A 14,574-nucleotide genomic window follows, 5' to 3' on the forward strand; every position below is an offset into this window, starting at 1 on the left:
TGCAGGGACACAAAAAAATCCGGCCTTCAACAGGTGAAGGCCGGATTCTTGGGACGCCTTGGCTACGATGCAATGCTTAAGTGAACAGCATTACGACGTGGGCGGGCTTTGTCTACGTCGCTTTCGTCATCGACGTATTCGCCCGCCGGATCGTGGGCTGGAAGGTATCCCGCTCGGCACGCACGGACTTTGTGCTCGATGCCCTGGAGCAGGCGCTGCATGCCCGGCGTTGAGGGGAGGATAAGGCACTGATCCATCATAGCGATCGCGGCGTGCAGTACGTCTCGATTCGTTACACCGAACGCCTGGCCGAGGCTGGCATCGAACCGTCCGTCGGCAGCGTGGGCGACAGTTATGACAATGCGTTGGCCGAGACGATCAACGGTCTGTACAAGGCGGAGGTGATTCATCGGCAATCATGGAAGAATCGCGAAACGGTCGAGCTAGCGACGCTCGACTGGATACACTGGTTCAACCATCAACGACTACTGGGACCAATCGGGAATATTCCGCCAGCGGAAGCCGAAGCGGCTTACTATCGGCAACAAGCTACCCTGCCCGAAGCGGCGTGACTCAACCAAATAGCCTCCGCGGTTCCCAGGGCGATTCAGTTTACTATCGATAAAAACTGCGTTATCCACGGCTACGCAACTCAAACCGAATAGCATCTGGTATCCCAATTAGCGCTGAAGTTCAGCCGCAGTCGCGGCCTATGCGACGGGTTTAAGTGATGCTGCAGCCTCCATCGCAGAGGTCACGCTCATGGCTATGAATCGTATCGAGTTTCAGCCCGGTCTGTCGTTGGCCGGCTTCCTCGATCAGTACGGTACGGAGGCAGCGTGCGCTCGTTCGCTGCGTCGAGCGCGTTGGCCAAAGGGCTTTGTTTGCCCGCGTTGTCAGCATCGGCGCTACAGCCGCTGCGCCAACCGTCATGGCGAGCGTTTGTGGCAGTGTTCGGCCTGTCGGCACCAGACCAGCTTGATCTCTGACACGTTATTCGCCAGCACCAAGCTGCCGTTGACGCGTTGGTTCCTGGCGCTGTATCTGCTGACGCAGAGCAAGACCAACATGTCCGCGTTGGAGCTGATGCGGCACCAGGGTGTGTGCTATCGGACCGCTTGGCGCATCAAGCACAAGATCATGCAGGGCATGACTGAACGTGAGGTGGGGCGCCAGCTCGGCGGCATCGTGACGATGGATGATGCCTATCTTGGCGGGGAGCGAAACGGCGGCAAGGCGGGACGTGGCTCAGAGAACAAGGTGCCTTTCGTAATCGCCTTGGAACTCTCCGATGCGGGGCATCCGCAGCAGGCGGTGATGACGCCGGTACCCGGCTTCACGCTGAAGGCGCTTGCAACGTGGACGCAGCAGCATCTGCATCCGGACGCCGATGTCTACAGCGACGCACTGGGTGCCTTTCGCTGCGTCATCACGCAAGGCCACGCCCACACGGTAATCGAAAGTGCCGGCGGCCGCGCCGCCACGGAAGCGGGCGACATGCGCGGGCTCAACACCGTGCCGAGCAACGTCAAACGGTCGCTCGACAGCACCTATCACGCGTTCAAGTTTTCGGCCTATATTCATCGTTACCTTGCCGAAGCCCAGTGGCGGTTCAATCGTCGATTCGACCTCAAGAGCCTTCTACCGCGGCGGCTCGTTGCCATCGCACGCTGCCAACCTTGGCCAGAACGGCGTTTGCGTGCTGTCACCCCGTTTTGATCGGCTGAACTTCAGCGCTAATCAGGTCTGGGATTCCTGGATAGGTTCAATGACAATTGTAGCGTTTACTGATGGCTAGCTACGCGGCCTCACCTTCTGACACATTCGCCGTATAAATTGGAGTTCGATGACAAGGACTAACAATGGATGCAACGACTTTTATCGCGTGTGGTTTCCGTCAGGGGCGCAAGCTGAAGCCCCTGCACTTCAACACCGACGCACAAGCATGCAACTTATATAGCGCGTTATCTCGACTGCGTGATGTTGAGGAGCACAACAATCCGAAACATACCACGCGCGCCGGTAGCTCAAGAACATCAAAACCGCTTCAATACGGCTCTCTCTCGAATACTGTGGTTGACAGGGTCGCGATTCTTGCGTGAGCGCGATGGTACCGGCAAGCTTCGCCAATGGAAACGCTCTTCACTCAAGCTCTCGGGCTCAGCGCGCCGTGGCGCGTGGTCAACGTCGACTTTCGTCCTGCCGAAGGTTTGATCGCCTTTCAGATCGACAACCCGGCCAGCGGCTGGATTGCCCGGCTTGCGGCGCGGCAGATCAACCGATCCACGATCGGCTGCCGCGTTCCTGGCGGCATTTGAACTTCTTCCAATATCAGGCGGTGCTGCACGCTCGCGTGCCGCGGGTGGCCTGCACGGCGGGCGAGAAAACCTCCCAGGTCGAGGTGCCTTGGGCCCGTGCAGGATCAGGTTTCACGCAGACGCTGGAGGCGTTCATTGTGGCGCTGTGCGAGCAGATGCCGGTGCTGGTCGTGTCGCAGTTGCTGGGTGTCTCGGACGATCGGGTCTGGCGCGTGCTGGATCATGCCGTGAAGCAGGCGCGAGCACGGGAGGACTACTCGACGGTGCGTCGAATCAGTGCCGACGAACGCAGTGCGCGCCGCGGACAGCGCTATGTAACGATGTTTTGTGATGCTGACGAACGGCGACTGCTGTTTGCCACGCCTGGCAAGAACGCCGCCACGTTCAAGGCGTTTGCCGAGGATCTGGTCGCCCACGGCGGGGACGCCAAGGCGATCACCGATGTCAGTCTGGATCTGGGCGCAGCCTATCAGGCTGGTGCACGCGAGCACTGCCCGAACGCGGTGGTGAGCTTTGATCCGTTCCATGTGATCGCCCTGGCCAACGAGGCACTCGATCAGGTGCGTCGTGCCGAGGTCAAGCAGGAGATCGAACTCAAGGGCTGCCGCTGGGGCACGCTGAAGGATGCAGCGAACTGGACCGACAAGCAGGTCTCCCAGATGCACTGGCTGCAACGTTCGGGATTGAAGACGGCGCGGGCGTGGCGGCTCAAGGAGCGGCTGCGCGAAGTGTTTGCGCAAGGTACCGATCGGGCCGCTGCCGAAGCGCTGCTGCCGGGCTGGATCAGCTGGGCCAGTCGCTGTCGGCTGGCGCCATTCAAGCGCCTTGGCGTCACAGTGAAGAAGCATCTGGACGGCATCCTCGAACACTTCCGCTCCCGCTTGAACAACGGCTTTGCCGAAGCCATCAACGGACGCGTCCAAGCGGCCAAGGCACGCGCCAAGGCCTATGGTTCGGACGCGCACCTGATCACCATCAGCTACCTCGTCTGCGCCAAGCTCAAGCACCTGCCAAAGAACCCCCTGGCTCCATCCGGCTCAACCGAACTGCGCTTGAGAGTCAACCACACCATTCGAGAGAGAGCCTTCAATACCTCACCAAGAAAGAATATGCCTGCCTTGGCGATCTGATACTTTTCAGCCTTCAAGAAAAACAATTCGAATAATAAGTATTTCGCAAGATTTGACGTTTTCAAATTTATCAATCAAGAGGTGTAATTCATGAATGAAGTCATAGGATCTATCGCTGCTTTGCGTGCTACGAGTAAAGCCACTTATTCAGACGCATTTTTGACTGGGTACTATGTCCAAGGCGACGGCGGCGGCGGTGCGTACTGGTATGACAGTACAGACACAACCAGTGGGGACAACGGCGGAACTATCATCGTTGCAGCCGACGGCGGTCGCTGGAAGTTGCAGGTAATCGATGCGATTTCTGTGAAGCAATTTGGCGCAAAGGGTGATGGCGCCGCTGATGATACGGCGGCAATTCAAGCCGCCCTGAACTCGGCTGGTGTGAACAGTACAGTGAAATTTCCGCCCGGCACTTATCTTCTAAGCGCGACGCTGAATGCACTGGCGAACCAGTCACTCCTAGGCTCCGGCCCGAACAGCACAATTCTCAGACGCTTTAGTGATTATGGAGATACGCTTAAATTCGCTGAAGCCTACGCTTGCTCTGTGAAGGGCATTTGGTTCAACCACGGCACAATGCACGTAGCCACTGATACCTCACTAAATAATCTAGTTAGATCGCCTAGTGCTCATGTGCGCCTCCAACAAGCACAAGGAGTCGTCATCGAAGATTGTTGGATGTGGAGAATGCCTTATCAAGTTGCCATTGATCAGGGGTCACTCATTAAGATTCACCGATGCAACATGCAAGGGACGTGGGATGGTGAGTACGCGGCCGCCCAAGAGGGCATCGCAAGTGTGCTGGTAGGCGGCGTGGGCTACACTCAGATTGTGGCAATCGAGCACTGCTACTTTGGAGGATCTGGCAGTGGTCCGCGCAACGTTACATATACGTCGTCAGACAAAGGTGAAACAACGACCAATATCATCCAAGATTCCGGCAACCAGTTTGCCGTTCTGATCAATCAGTGTGAAGATTTTTTAATTTCAAATAGCTACATGGGAGGTAATTGGAATTCCTGCATTTACAGCAATCCCGTTTCAGGATCAGTCAATCTAGATTGGCGCATCACAGGAAATTTTATTGATGGGGCTGGCGCGACAGGCGCGTTGATTTATTTCTCATCTCAAGCTAACGGTACCTTTGTCACCGGGGTGACGATCGCCAATAATGTATTTAACGGTGAGCAGCAGACATTTCAGGGCGTCGTCACGTATAACCCCCACGGAACGAAACCTGTCATTACCGACTTCACAATTACGGGCAATTGCTTCCAGGCCATAGTGGGTAGCGTCTTTATGTTCTATAATGCACAGGGTGGCGTGGTTTCCGGTAACTCGATTACGGGTTACAACAGCCTAAATGCATCGGCTGGTGGTGATTTGACGTTTTCCTGTGCGGCGTTCATAAGCGAGAATCCAAGAAATATTATTTTCATAGGAAATCTTCTTGGAGGTGCAGTTAATACTGCTTCGTCGCCGTCAAATGCGTATCGTGGTTTCTATTACGGTGGTGCCGATGGTTCGATTATCGAAAAGAACACCTTAATAGTTGGTGGTGGATTAAGCGGAACTCAAGTCGGCCGCGTAGATGCGAATGTTGTCGTCGTAACGGCACCGGGGAATTACCAGTTATTAGGTAACGAAGATATTGTTGTTATCAATAAAACCGTTGGCAGTGTTACACAAATTCTTCAACAATCTAATATTCCTATCGGTTTTAAGGTGACCATCAAAGATGGCAAGGGCGATGTTGCCACAAATCCCATCCAATTTGGAGGCACCGTTGATGGGTCTCTCAATCCAATTTATACGACTCCATATGTATCGAAGACTCTCGTTTGGAACGGAACGCAATGGAATGTAGTTGCCTCATAGGGAAGTGTCGAAAGGCCCTGAGACTGAGGCTTTCCACGAATTTCTTTGTTCAATCAATATCTTCAGCACAGATCAAAGGAACAATGCGCGCATGATGCGGTCACCTCTCATTGATATCGAAGCCAAAGGAGACCACGACATGCGCGCAGCCGACGTATTTCAAAAGTACCTGGGCGATGCACTCAAGACCATGCACGCATCGTCCTGGTCACCAATGCGGGTTTTCGCGCACAGTGATTTCGCGCCGTCGAAGCTTTGAGCCGGCATTGGCTTGGGTGCTTGCCTCATCGAACCTGTCGATGCCTGCGGTGAGCATTCGCCCTGGGTTTCATGCAAGCCTATAGACGAACTGGCGACATATGCACAGCATGACTTCGTCTCCATGGACACGCTGCGCAACGATCGATTCGCTACAATAGGGAACCTCGAATAACCTGATTTCGGCAAAATTGTGCTCTTCAAAAACAAGCAGTTACATCACGGTGCATGGCGAAAATTGGGGTTATTCGAGGTTCCCAATAGGTATTCGCCGTTGACGAAGGAACTCAGGTAATGACCCGCAAGACCCTCAAAGTCGCCTTGCTGCAGGAAACCCATCGCGGCAACCGCGAGGCGAATCTGGACGCGATCGAGGCGGGTCTGCGCGAGGCCGCAGCATTCGGCGTCGAGCTGGTGCTGCTGCAGGAGCTGCACAACGGGCCGTATTTCTGCCAGCGCGAATCGGTGGAGGAATTCGACCAGGCCGAAACCATTCCCGGCCCCGGCACCGAGCGCATAGGCCGGCTGGCCGAGGAACTCAAGCTGGTCATTGTGGCATCGCTGTTCGAAAAGCGCGCCACCGGCCTGTATCACAACACCGCCGTGGTGTTCGATCGCTCGGCGGCGATCGCCGGCAAGTATCGCAAGATGCATATCCCCGACGATCCAGCCTTCTACGAAAAGTTCTACTTTACGCCGGGCGATCTCGGTTTCGAACCGATCGCCACCTCGGTCGGCAAACTCGGCGTCCTGGTGTGCTGGGATCAGTGGTACCCCGAAGCCGCGCGCCTGATGGCGCTGGCCGGGGCCGACCTGCTGCTCTATCCCACCGCCATCGGCTGGGACCCGAATGACGATAAGGCCGAGAAGGATCGCCAGCGCGACGCCTGGATCACCGTGCAGCGCGGTCATGCGGTGGCCAACGGTCTGCCGCTGCTGGCCTGCAACCGCACCGGCCACGAGTCCGATCCGTCCCACGTCGGCAGCGGCATCACCTTCTGGGGCAGCAGTTTTGTCGCCGGCCCGCAGGGCGAGTTTCTGGCGCAGGCGGAAACCGAGGGCCGCGCGCTGCTCGTCGTCGATGTCGATCTGGCGCGCAGCGAGCACGTGCGGCGCATCTGGCCGTTCCTGCGCGATCGCCGCATCGACGCCTATGGCGACCTGCTCAAGCGCTTCCGCGATTGAGCCACACGTTGACCTTGCTTGTTCCCTGCTACGGTCATCCCCATGACTGCCCTGACCCCACGACCGGCGCGCTGATCGCATGAGTTTTCCCGAAACCCGTTCTCCCGACACCGACAGCGCCTTGCTCCCCGAACTGCAAGGCCAGCCGATCGAACGCGTGCAGCGCGACGGCGTGGAATACGTGGTGCTGGGCACAGCTCACGTGTCGAAGGTCAGCGTGGATGCGGTGGACGCGCTGCTTGCAAACGAGCCTTTCGACGCCGTCGCAATCGAACTGTGCGACAGCCGCGCGCAAAGCATGCGCGATCCGGAAGCGTTCAAGCAGATGGACCTGTTCAAGGTCATCCGCCAGGGCAAGGCCGGCATGGTCGCCGCCAGTCTGGTGCTTTCCACCTTCCAGAAGCGCTTGGCCGATCAGTCCGGCATCCAGCCCGGCGCCGAGATGAAAGCGGCGATGGACGGCGCGGATCGACGCGGCCTGCCGCTGTGGCTGGTCGATCGCGAAGTCGGCACCACGCTGAAACGCGCGTGGCACAGCGTCGGCTTCTGGCAGCGCTTCGGCCTGCTCGGCGGGCTGCTGGCCAGCGTGTTCGAGCGCGAGGCGATCGAGCAGGAAGAAATCGAAAAGCTGAAACAGGGCGACCTGCTGGAAAGCGCCTTCAGCGAATTCGCCAGCGAATCCAAGCCGCTCTATCAAAGCCTGATCGGCGAACGCGACGCCTTCATGGCCGCGCGCCTGCGCGAAGAAGCCACGCGCTCGGCGACCGCCGAAGCACGCCGCGTGCTCGTCGTTATCGGCGCCGGCCATCTCAAAGGTCTGACCGGACTACTGCGCGAACAGCAGGACGATCCCGCCACCATCGTCGCCAAGCTCGCCAGCACGCCGCCCAAGGCGCGCTGGCCCAAATGGGTGGCCGTGATTCTGGTGCTGGCCGTGTTCGCCGCCATCGGCTACGCCTTCCATCGCAACACGGCGCTGGGTGCGCAGGCGCTGCGCGACTGGGTGCTTTACACCGCGGGCTTCTCCGCACTCGGCGCGCTGATCGCCGGCGGTCATCCGCTGAGCATCCTCGCCGCCGCCATCGCCGGACCGATCAAGCCGTTTCGACCGGGCATCCCTTCCGGCGGCATCAGCGCCATGGCCGAAGCGTGGGTGCGGCGCCCGCGCGTGGTCGACTTCGACACCTTGCGCGACGATATCGGCCACTGGAGCGGCTGGTGGAAAAACCGCGTCGCCCGCACCCTGCTGAACTTCTTCCTGGTCAGCCTAGGCACCATCATCGGCGAATACACCGCCGGCATTCACATCTTCAAAAGCCTGCTCTGAAGGTTCGCACCGACGCGTCAGCCTCTGCCGACGCGTTCACGCATGCTACGATTCGCACCGCCTGCCGCCCCTGGCGCAGCGCCACAAACGCACCATCAGCCCGGATGGCGAAACTGGTAGACGCAAGGGACTTAAAATCCCTCGACCTCACGGTCTTGCGGGTTCGATTCCCGCTCCGGGCACCAAATGCAAAAAATCGCTTCACCAGCTATTTTCCAGAGCCGATCATGGCGATTTCGGTTTGCCTTCTTCGTCGTGTCCAGACGTACGACTGCTGTCATCTCCGCCGCTGCCACCGGAGCCTGACGCGGGATCGCGTCCCTCCTCACCAACTTCGCAATCAACACCAGCAGCGCCTTTATCGCCTGGCTTGGGATTGCTCTGGTTGACCTTGCTGGGATCGTCTTTGTCGCTCATAACACCACTCTCTTTGAGATTCCTGGTCGCCAGCATAGGCGCGAGTCACATCAAGGACCGATGAAGGGAAATTCGGCAAGATCGCTAGGCCGGCCACGAGAAAGAAACCGGCAAAAAACTGCTATGGCGCCAGATTCTCGTCATACTGGCGCATCAGCCATCAGATCAAAACGGTGTAAGTCATCAAACAAGAAGTGCCGAAAGAGTTAGCGTCAGGACAGATCCATGCAGGTGTTCTCAGTTCGGCAACTCATAATGGATGGCTTGCGCGGCTCGAGTGCGGCGTGGACGTGGTGGTGCCGCGGCCGTATGGGTCGAAGGGGCCGGTACTGAACGACAAGGTGCATATCCGTCTGCTGGCGATCAATCGCGTCTCGGGCGCCGTGGTTGGGGTGATGATTCAACCCGAGAAGCGCGAGTAGCGAGTCGCTGCTCTTCCCTGCTGCACAAGGCAGCCCACGAAACAGAAACCGTTTTGGATGCCGTCAGCGCAAGTCGGGGAAATCCTCTTCCCAGTACTCGTCGGGCAAGCGTGCGGGATCTCCCGTGCGCGTGAGCTCCTGCTGGCGCAGTTGCACGCGTCGAATTTTCCCCGAAATGGTCTTGGGCAGCTCACTGAACTGCAGGCGTCGGATGCGTTTATACGGCGCGAGCTTTTCGCGGGAGAAACGGAACACGCTGCGCGCGAGTTCCGGGCCGACGTCGAAGCCTTGCCGCAACGTGACAAATGCTTTGGGCACAGAGAGCCGAAGCGCATCTGCGCTGGGCACGACGGCGGCCTCGGCGATTGCCTCGTGCTCGATCAGAACACTCTCGAGCTCGAACGGACTGAGCCGATAGTCGGACGATTTGAAGACGTCGTCGGCGCGCCCGACGTAGACGTAGTAACCATCGTCACGGCGTATAGCGATATCGGAGGTGCGGTAGTAGCTATCGCGCATCGCGTGCGCGGTGGCCTGCGCATCGTTGGCATAGCCGGCCATCAGCCCCATTGGGCTCGCTTCGAGCGGTAGCGCGATCTCACCTTCGCCGGCCAGCTGGCCATCGGCATCGACCAGGGCGACGCGATAGCCGGGCAACGGGCGGCCCATCGACCCCGGCACGAGTGGCTGCCCGGGCGAATTACCGATCACGCAGGTGGTTTCGGTTTGGCCGAAGCCGTCACGTACGGTGATCCCCCACGCCTGCCGAACGCGCTCGATGATCTCGGCATTCAGCGGCTCGCCGGCACCGACGATTTCGCGAAGACTGATCGGATACGACACAAGCGGCTCCTGCACCAGCATGCGCCAGACAGTCGGCGGCGCGCACAAAGTGGTGACTTCGCAGCGCACCAGCACATCGAGCACATCTTTCGGTACAAAACGCGGGAAATTGAAAATGAATACGCAGGCCCGCGCATTCCACGGTGCGAAGAAACAGCTCCACGCGTGCTTGGCCCAGCCGGGCGAACTGATATTCCAGTGGACGTCACCCGGCTGCAGGCCGATCCAATACATCGTCGACAAATGGCCGACCGGATAGCTCTGATGCGTGTGCACCACCAGCTTCGGTTTGGACGTGGTGCCGGAGGTAAAATACAGCAGCATCGGATCGGTGGCGCGGGTCGGCGCATCGACAACGAACACCGCGGAGGATGCATAGCCCTGCTTCAAATCGATCCACCCATCGCGCGGGGTGCCGACCGAAATACGTCCCAACGTCGAGTCGATCGCGTCGAACTTGCGCACCTCTACGCTACTGACTACGACATATTGAACGGCGCCGACGCTGACCCGATCGGCGATATCGGCAGTGGAAAGCTGCGTCGATGCCGGCAGCACGATGGCGCCAAGTTTCATCGCGGCCAGCATCACATCCCACAGCTCGACCTGATTGCCCAGCATCAGCAGCAACCGATCACCGCGCCCCACGCCCAAGCCGCGTAAAAAGTTGGCGATGCGTGAGGAGCGTTCGGCCATCTGGGCGAATGAAAAGCGGCGGCCATCGTGATCAACCGCGTCGACGATCCATAGCGCGGTATCTTCGTTGCCGTGGGCAATCACGTCGAAATAATCCAGCGCCCAATTGAAATCGCCGAGCTCGGGCCAGCGGAATTCGTCATAGGCACGCTGGTAATGCTTGCGATGACGCAGAAGTAGATCGCGCGCCGCGACAAAGTTTTCCGCTGAGCTCATGGGTGTTCCCAAACGTTCACGGGCGATCCGTCAGTTGACGATGCAGGTGCATGCAACGATACCTTCATTGCACGCCACACAACCGCCATTCCAGTGACTCGTCTAGAAATGAAGTCCCGGCGGCGCGTTGCATGCATATTTCACGTCTTGACGATCCACCTCGTCCGGTGAGATATGCCGGGCACTCAACGCTTGTGGCGTCATGCTTCGCCACTTTTCGACGTCAAGACACTGACGGCTTTTAATACCGAATAGTCGCTGCGCCTGCCGTGCCAGCGCGCCGATACCTTGGTCCATGGGATCGATAAAATGGATACCCGATACAAGGGCTCTGTCGGAACCCGGCAAGCCTTTGACATCGGAGTCGTGTTGCGCCTCACGCAGACGCTGCTGAAAGCCGCCATCGCTGTTTCCGTCGGCTTCGTCGCCAGCTTGCGCTTGCGCCGGTGCCTTTGGAGTCGCATACGCTGCGGCAGGCGAAGTGAGAACATCGACAGGGCGTTGAAGAGTGGATGCCGTGGTACGCCGCGTTGACACCTTGGCCTGAGGTCGTGGACTTCTGAAAACCAATCGCAAGGACGAAGTCACCGGCAGCGCGGACGGGAGCGGCAAAGAAAAGAAGCGAAGCTGCAGTGCGCGTGCCCCGTCTTTCGGCAATGGCTTCACATCCCAGTCGTCGATGGCGGGCCGCAAAAAAAGCAGCAATAAACCTAGATGGCACACAATCACAACAACCCATACGGCAACCCGGTGAGCGGATTCGTGCCTATCGCTGGCTCGTTTCTGCTGTTTTCTCACCCTGGCCTTCCGTTGGCATCCCGCACGGATTGACTGCTGCGCGGTTGTAGAGTTCCTGCGCTATTGATGGCGGTACGACTCCCACGGTCTGACGAGGTCATGCGGAAGCGCAACAGGCTAATATAAGCACCGTCTCAAACAGGTCCGCTGGGCTGGTGTTTGACCACGCTCTGATCTTCAAGGACCTGTTGCCATGGCATCCCCCCTCGCCGCCGAATCCGGTATCCGCGCCGTTGCTCCGCATGGGGTCGGTATTGCTGAAATGGCGCTGGCACTCGGCGGCCTGGCGATCGGCACGGCTGAGTTCGCCGCAATGGGCGTGCTGCCCGAAATCTCCGGGGACCTGGGCGTGTCCGTGCCGCAGGCCGGCCATCTGATCAGCGCCTATGCGCTCGGCGTGGTGGTGGGTGCACCTGCCATCACGATCCTGATGGCGAAAACGCCGCGCAAGGCGCTGCTGATCGGCCTGATGCTGCTCTATGCCGTGGGCAATTTTGCGACGACGATTTTCCACAGCTACGCGGCGGTGCTGGTGTCACGCTTTGTGGCCGGCCTGCCGCACGGCGCGTACTTCGGCGTGGCGTCGCTGGTCGCCGCCGCGATGGTGCCGCCGTCGAAGCGCGGCGAGGCGATCGGCAAGGTGATCATGGGACTGAGCGTGGCCAACGTGCTCGGCGTGCCGGCAGCGACCTGGCTGGGCGAAACGTTCGGCTGGCGCTCGACCTTTATGGCGGTGGCGGTGATCGCCTTTCTTACCGCGGCGATGATTTACGTGTTTGTGCCTGCGGTGAAAGCCGACAAGCACGCTAGCGCACTCACCGAGCTGGGTGCGTTGAAACAGCCGCAGGTTTGGCTGACGCTGCTTGCGGCGGGTATCGGCTTTGGCGGCATCTTTGCGGTGTACAGCTACATCACGCCGCTGCTGACCGAGGTCACGCATCTGCCGCTGGCACGCGTTCCGCTGATGCTGAGCCTGATCGGCATCGGCATGGTGGTCGGCAGCGTCGTGTGCGGCAAGCTGGCCGACCGTTGGCTCAAGGGCACGATGATCGGCATGTACGCCTTTACGGCGCTGATGCTGACCATCCTGGTGTTTGTGGCGCACTCGGCCGCGGCCATGGTCGTGGTGCTGTTTCTGATCGGCATCTGCACCATGGTCACGGTGAGTTTCCAGGCGCGCTTGATGGACGTTGCCGGCGATGCACAGTCGCTGGCCGCCGCCTTGAACCACAGCGCGTTCAATATCGCCAACGCGCTCGGTGCGTGGCTCGGTGGCGTTTCCATCGCGGCGGGCTACGGATGGACGTCCACCGGCTGGGTCGGACTGGGTCTTTCGCTGATCGGCATCGGTGTGCTGCTGTGGTCGTTCGCGCTGAACCGAAGGCGTATCGTCGCCTGAAGGACGCCGCTGCGCGTTGACATCCGCTAGGGCCCGTTCAAACCCACGCGGATCACCTTCGAAAAATCGTCCGTCGGCAAACTGGCCTTGGCCCGGTCGGTGACGCGACCGCGGCGACGCAGTTCCTGCACCGATACGCTCTGATCCAGCGCGCCAATCTCGTAAAGATATTCCGGCAGGTAGCCAGTGATCAGCAGGCGCACGTCGTACGGCAAGCCCGGATCCAACCGCTTGGCCATCCGGTAGACGATGGTGGTGCAGTTGGAGGTCAGCGTGTTGTAGAACGTCGGCGTGGTGACCAGTTCGTTGGCGGACGCCACGTACGACAGAAACAGCTCGCGCATGGCCTGCTTGCTCATCTTCAGCGGATACAGATAGTCGTCTTCCCCGCGCACGTTGGTGCGTACGGCGATGATGTCGCGCTCGTCGGCCGCCGTGAGAATCATGTCGAAGCGCTTGAAGAAGCCGCCGATGGCTGAATATTGTTGGCCGCGCTTCTTGCGGATCTCGACGGAGAACACCACGTGTCGTCCGTCGTCGAAGCCGAACGACATCATCGCGTGGGCAATTTCCTTGCTGCCCCAGTAGGACAGCACGGCATCGGCGGAGGCGATACGATCGAGATCGTAGGTGCGCGTCTCCCAACGGATATCGTGATCCTGCTCGGTGCGCCAGGTGAAGTTGCGTACGTTGGTCAGGGTGACCTTGCTGCCGTCGACTTTGCCGCTCATGAGCTGCGCCACGTCGTCCGCCCACACGCGGTCATTGGAAGGCGCAATGGTCGACCACCATGCCATCAATGCCACAAACGCCAGCCCATAAAACAGCAGCGGCAGCCAACTTCGTCGGCTGATCGCGAAAGCAAACAGCGAAACGATCAGGATCGCCCACAGCGCGCTGCCTAGTGCGCGCACCACCACGCCGCCAGGCAGCTGAAACCATAGCGCCATCGTGCCCCACAGGCCGGAAAAAAACGCGACCAGCGCGACGCACACGTTGAGCACCACACGGCCAATCGCCCTGTACTTCGTCGTCATCGCGGGATAGGTCTCCAGTCCATGGCCGCCAGCGTGCCGGTTTGGCCGCGCCATGACAATTCGTTTGTGGCCGGCCTGCATCATGATGCCTGATGAAAACTCTAAACTGCGTATTAGGCTGAGTGATCAACCGCATAGGAAGCCACATGAAAGCAAGAAGCACCTCAACCATTGCCAAGAGCTTGATTGCCATGACGGTTCTTGCAATTGCATTAAATATAAGAGACATCGCTAGTGCCGTCGGTCTGAAGATCAGCCCTCTACCGATCAACTACGGCGGCTCGATTTTGGACAATGCTCTTTGCGTGCTTCTCGTAGTCCTTACGGCTCGATTGCTGTCCAAGAAATCGCCGATAGGCTTAAAGTCCTTGCTAGGCTTGCAATGGCACAGCTTCAAAGCACCCGCGTTGGTATTGTTGGCAACAACACCATGTTGGATTGGACTGGCTTTTCAAGGAGCGCTCGCTAAAGAAATTAATCCTATCGACCTCATTATGCTTTCGGTCGTATTTCCGTTTGCCGAAGAAATTACCTACCGCGGCTTCGGCTTTGTGTAATGACCCAGCACTTCCTGCACAGGTCAGGCCGCTAAGGCATACGCCTCAGCGGGTGTTTTCATCTTCAACGCCTGGTGCGGGCGCTGGTGG

Annotated in this window: 14 protein-coding genes, 1 tRNA gene and 1 pseudogene; 12 read left to right on the top strand and 4 right to left on the bottom strand. The window is 58.9% G+C overall.

Features of this window, described 5'->3' with window-relative positions; all coding sequences use genetic code 11:
* Positions 1–89: 89 nt before the first annotated feature.
* The 9 genes and pseudogenes from HDE78_RS20655 to HDE78_RS20690 all read left to right on the top strand — a co-directional run.
* Positions 90–572, top strand: a pseudogene (locus HDE78_RS20655) (IS3 family transposase); the annotation flags it as partial.
* A 190-nt stretch (positions 573–762) separates the two neighbouring features.
* Positions 763–1,719, top strand: a complete 957-nt coding sequence (locus HDE78_RS20660; protein ID WP_179483072.1) for an IS1595 family transposase — start codon at positions 763–765, stop codon at positions 1,717–1,719.
* Between the two features lie 143 nt (positions 1,720–1,862).
* A complete protein-coding gene (locus HDE78_RS20665) occupies positions 1,863–2,102 on the top strand; it encodes a hypothetical protein (RefSeq protein WP_179483074.1) in 240 nt (79 codons plus the stop codon).
* A 27-nt stretch (positions 2,103–2,129) separates the two neighbouring features.
* Positions 2,130–2,318, top strand: coding sequence for a hypothetical protein (locus HDE78_RS21180; protein WP_255457948.1), 189 nt, complete (start codon positions 2,130–2,132; stop codon positions 2,316–2,318).
* Positions 2,294–3,448 carry an ISL3 family transposase gene (locus HDE78_RS20670; RefSeq protein WP_255457947.1) on the top strand — a complete coding sequence of 385 codons (1,155 nt, stop codon included), beginning with the start codon at positions 2,294–2,296 and terminating at the stop codon, positions 3,446–3,448. The genes HDE78_RS21180 and HDE78_RS20670 overlap by 25 nt, the downstream gene beginning before the upstream one ends.
* Before the next feature lie 90 nt (positions 3,449–3,538).
* Positions 3,539–5,329, top strand: a complete 1,791-nt coding sequence (locus HDE78_RS20675) for a glycosyl hydrolase family 28-related protein (RefSeq protein ID WP_179483076.1) — start codon at positions 3,539–3,541, stop codon at positions 5,327–5,329.
* 552 nt (positions 5,330–5,881) lie between these two features.
* Positions 5,882–6,772, top strand: a complete 891-nt coding sequence (locus HDE78_RS20680) for a carbon-nitrogen hydrolase (protein ID WP_179483077.1) — start codon at positions 5,882–5,884, stop codon at positions 6,770–6,772.
* A 79-nt stretch (positions 6,773–6,851) separates the two neighbouring features.
* A complete protein-coding gene (locus HDE78_RS20685; protein WP_179483078.1) occupies positions 6,852–8,099 on the top strand; it encodes a TraB/GumN family protein in 1,248 nt (415 codons plus the stop codon).
* Between the two features lie 98 nt (positions 8,100–8,197).
* A tRNA-Leu gene (locus HDE78_RS20690) sits at positions 8,198–8,284 on the top strand.
* A 40-nt stretch (positions 8,285–8,324) separates the two neighbouring features.
* On the opposite strand, the gene HDE78_RS20695 is transcribed toward HDE78_RS20690, so the two are convergent.
* Positions 8,325–8,516, bottom strand: a complete 192-nt coding sequence (locus tag HDE78_RS20695) for a hypothetical protein (RefSeq protein ID WP_179483082.1) — start codon at positions 8,514–8,516, stop codon at positions 8,325–8,327.
* Between the two features lie 284 nt (positions 8,517–8,800).
* Between HDE78_RS20695 and HDE78_RS20700 the strand changes: the two genes are divergently transcribed.
* Entirely contained in the window at positions 8,801–8,938 is a 138-nt protein-coding gene (locus HDE78_RS20700) for a hypothetical protein (protein WP_179483083.1), read from the top strand.
* Positions 8,939–9,001: 63 nt separating this feature from the next.
* On the opposite strand, the gene HDE78_RS20705 is transcribed toward HDE78_RS20700, so the two are convergent.
* Together HDE78_RS20705 and HDE78_RS20710 are read right to left on the bottom strand one after the other, a co-directional pair.
* Complete coding sequence (locus tag HDE78_RS20705; protein ID WP_179483084.1) at positions 9,002–10,693, bottom strand: AMP-binding protein; 1,692 nt, start codon at positions 10,691–10,693, stop codon at positions 9,002–9,004.
* A gap of 102 nt (positions 10,694–10,795) precedes the next feature.
* Positions 10,796–11,491: a hypothetical protein gene (locus HDE78_RS20710; RefSeq protein WP_179483086.1), complete on the bottom strand. Its 696-nt coding sequence runs from the start codon at positions 11,489–11,491 to the stop codon at positions 10,796–10,798.
* Positions 11,492–11,684: 193 nt separating this feature from the next.
* On the opposite strand from HDE78_RS20710, the gene HDE78_RS20715 reads away from it, so the two are divergent.
* Entirely contained in the window at positions 11,685–12,890 is a 1,206-nt protein-coding gene (locus HDE78_RS20715; RefSeq protein WP_179483087.1) for an MFS transporter, read from the top strand.
* A gap of 26 nt (positions 12,891–12,916) precedes the next feature.
* Here the strand turns inward: HDE78_RS20715 and HDE78_RS20720 are convergent, their stop codons facing one another.
* A complete protein-coding gene (locus tag HDE78_RS20720) occupies positions 12,917–13,981 on the bottom strand; it encodes a DUF4105 domain-containing protein (RefSeq protein ID WP_255457946.1) in 1,065 nt (354 codons plus the stop codon).
* A gap of 92 nt (positions 13,982–14,073) precedes the next feature.
* Here HDE78_RS20720 and HDE78_RS20725 point away from each other — a divergent pair, with 92 nt between their 5' ends.
* The gene (locus HDE78_RS20725) at positions 14,074–14,484 is read left to right on the top strand and encodes a hypothetical protein (protein WP_179483088.1); all 411 of its coding nucleotides are present in this window, start codon (positions 14,074–14,076) and stop codon (positions 14,482–14,484) included.
* The last annotated feature ends 90 nt before the right edge of the window (positions 14,485–14,574 follow it).

The sequence above is a fragment of the Rhodanobacter sp. K2T2 genome (genome assembly GCF_013408815.1).
Lineage (GTDB): Bacteria > Pseudomonadota > Gammaproteobacteria > Xanthomonadales > Rhodanobacteraceae > Rhodanobacter.

Bases quoted from the DNA above. Each gene is read 5' to 3' on its own strand.
- HDE78_RS20665 (WP_179483074.1), top strand. From the start codon at position 1,863: ATGGATGCAACGACTTTTATCGCGTGTGGTTTCCGTCAGGGGCGCAAG.
- HDE78_RS20660 (WP_179483072.1), top strand. From the start codon at position 763: ATGGCTATGAATCGTATCGAGTTTCAGCCCGGTCTGTCGTTGGCCGGC.
- HDE78_RS20675 (WP_179483076.1), top strand. From the start codon at position 3,539: ATGAATGAAGTCATAGGATCTATCGCTGCTTTGCGTGCTACGAGTAAA.
- HDE78_RS20705 (WP_179483084.1), bottom strand. From the start codon at position 10,693: ATGAGCTCAGCGGAAAACTTTGTCGCGGCGCGCGATCTACTTCTGCGT.
- HDE78_RS21180 (WP_255457948.1), top strand. From the start codon at position 2,130: ATGGAAACGCTCTTCACTCAAGCTCTCGGGCTCAGCGCGCCGTGGCGC.
- HDE78_RS20725 (WP_179483088.1), top strand. From the start codon at position 14,074: ATGAAAGCAAGAAGCACCTCAACCATTGCCAAGAGCTTGATTGCCATG.
- HDE78_RS20695 (WP_179483082.1), bottom strand. From the start codon at position 8,516: ATGAGCGACAAAGACGATCCCAGCAAGGTCAACCAGAGCAATCCCAAG.
- HDE78_RS20685 (WP_179483078.1), top strand. From the start codon at position 6,852: ATGAGTTTTCCCGAAACCCGTTCTCCCGACACCGACAGCGCCTTGCTC.
- HDE78_RS20715 (WP_179483087.1), top strand. From the start codon at position 11,685: ATGGCATCCCCCCTCGCCGCCGAATCCGGTATCCGCGCCGTTGCTCCG.
- HDE78_RS20680 (WP_179483077.1), top strand. From the start codon at position 5,882: ATGACCCGCAAGACCCTCAAAGTCGCCTTGCTGCAGGAAACCCATCGC.
- HDE78_RS20720 (WP_255457946.1), bottom strand. From the start codon at position 13,981: ATGGCGCGGCCAAACCGGCACGCTGGCGGCCATGGACTGGAGACCTAT.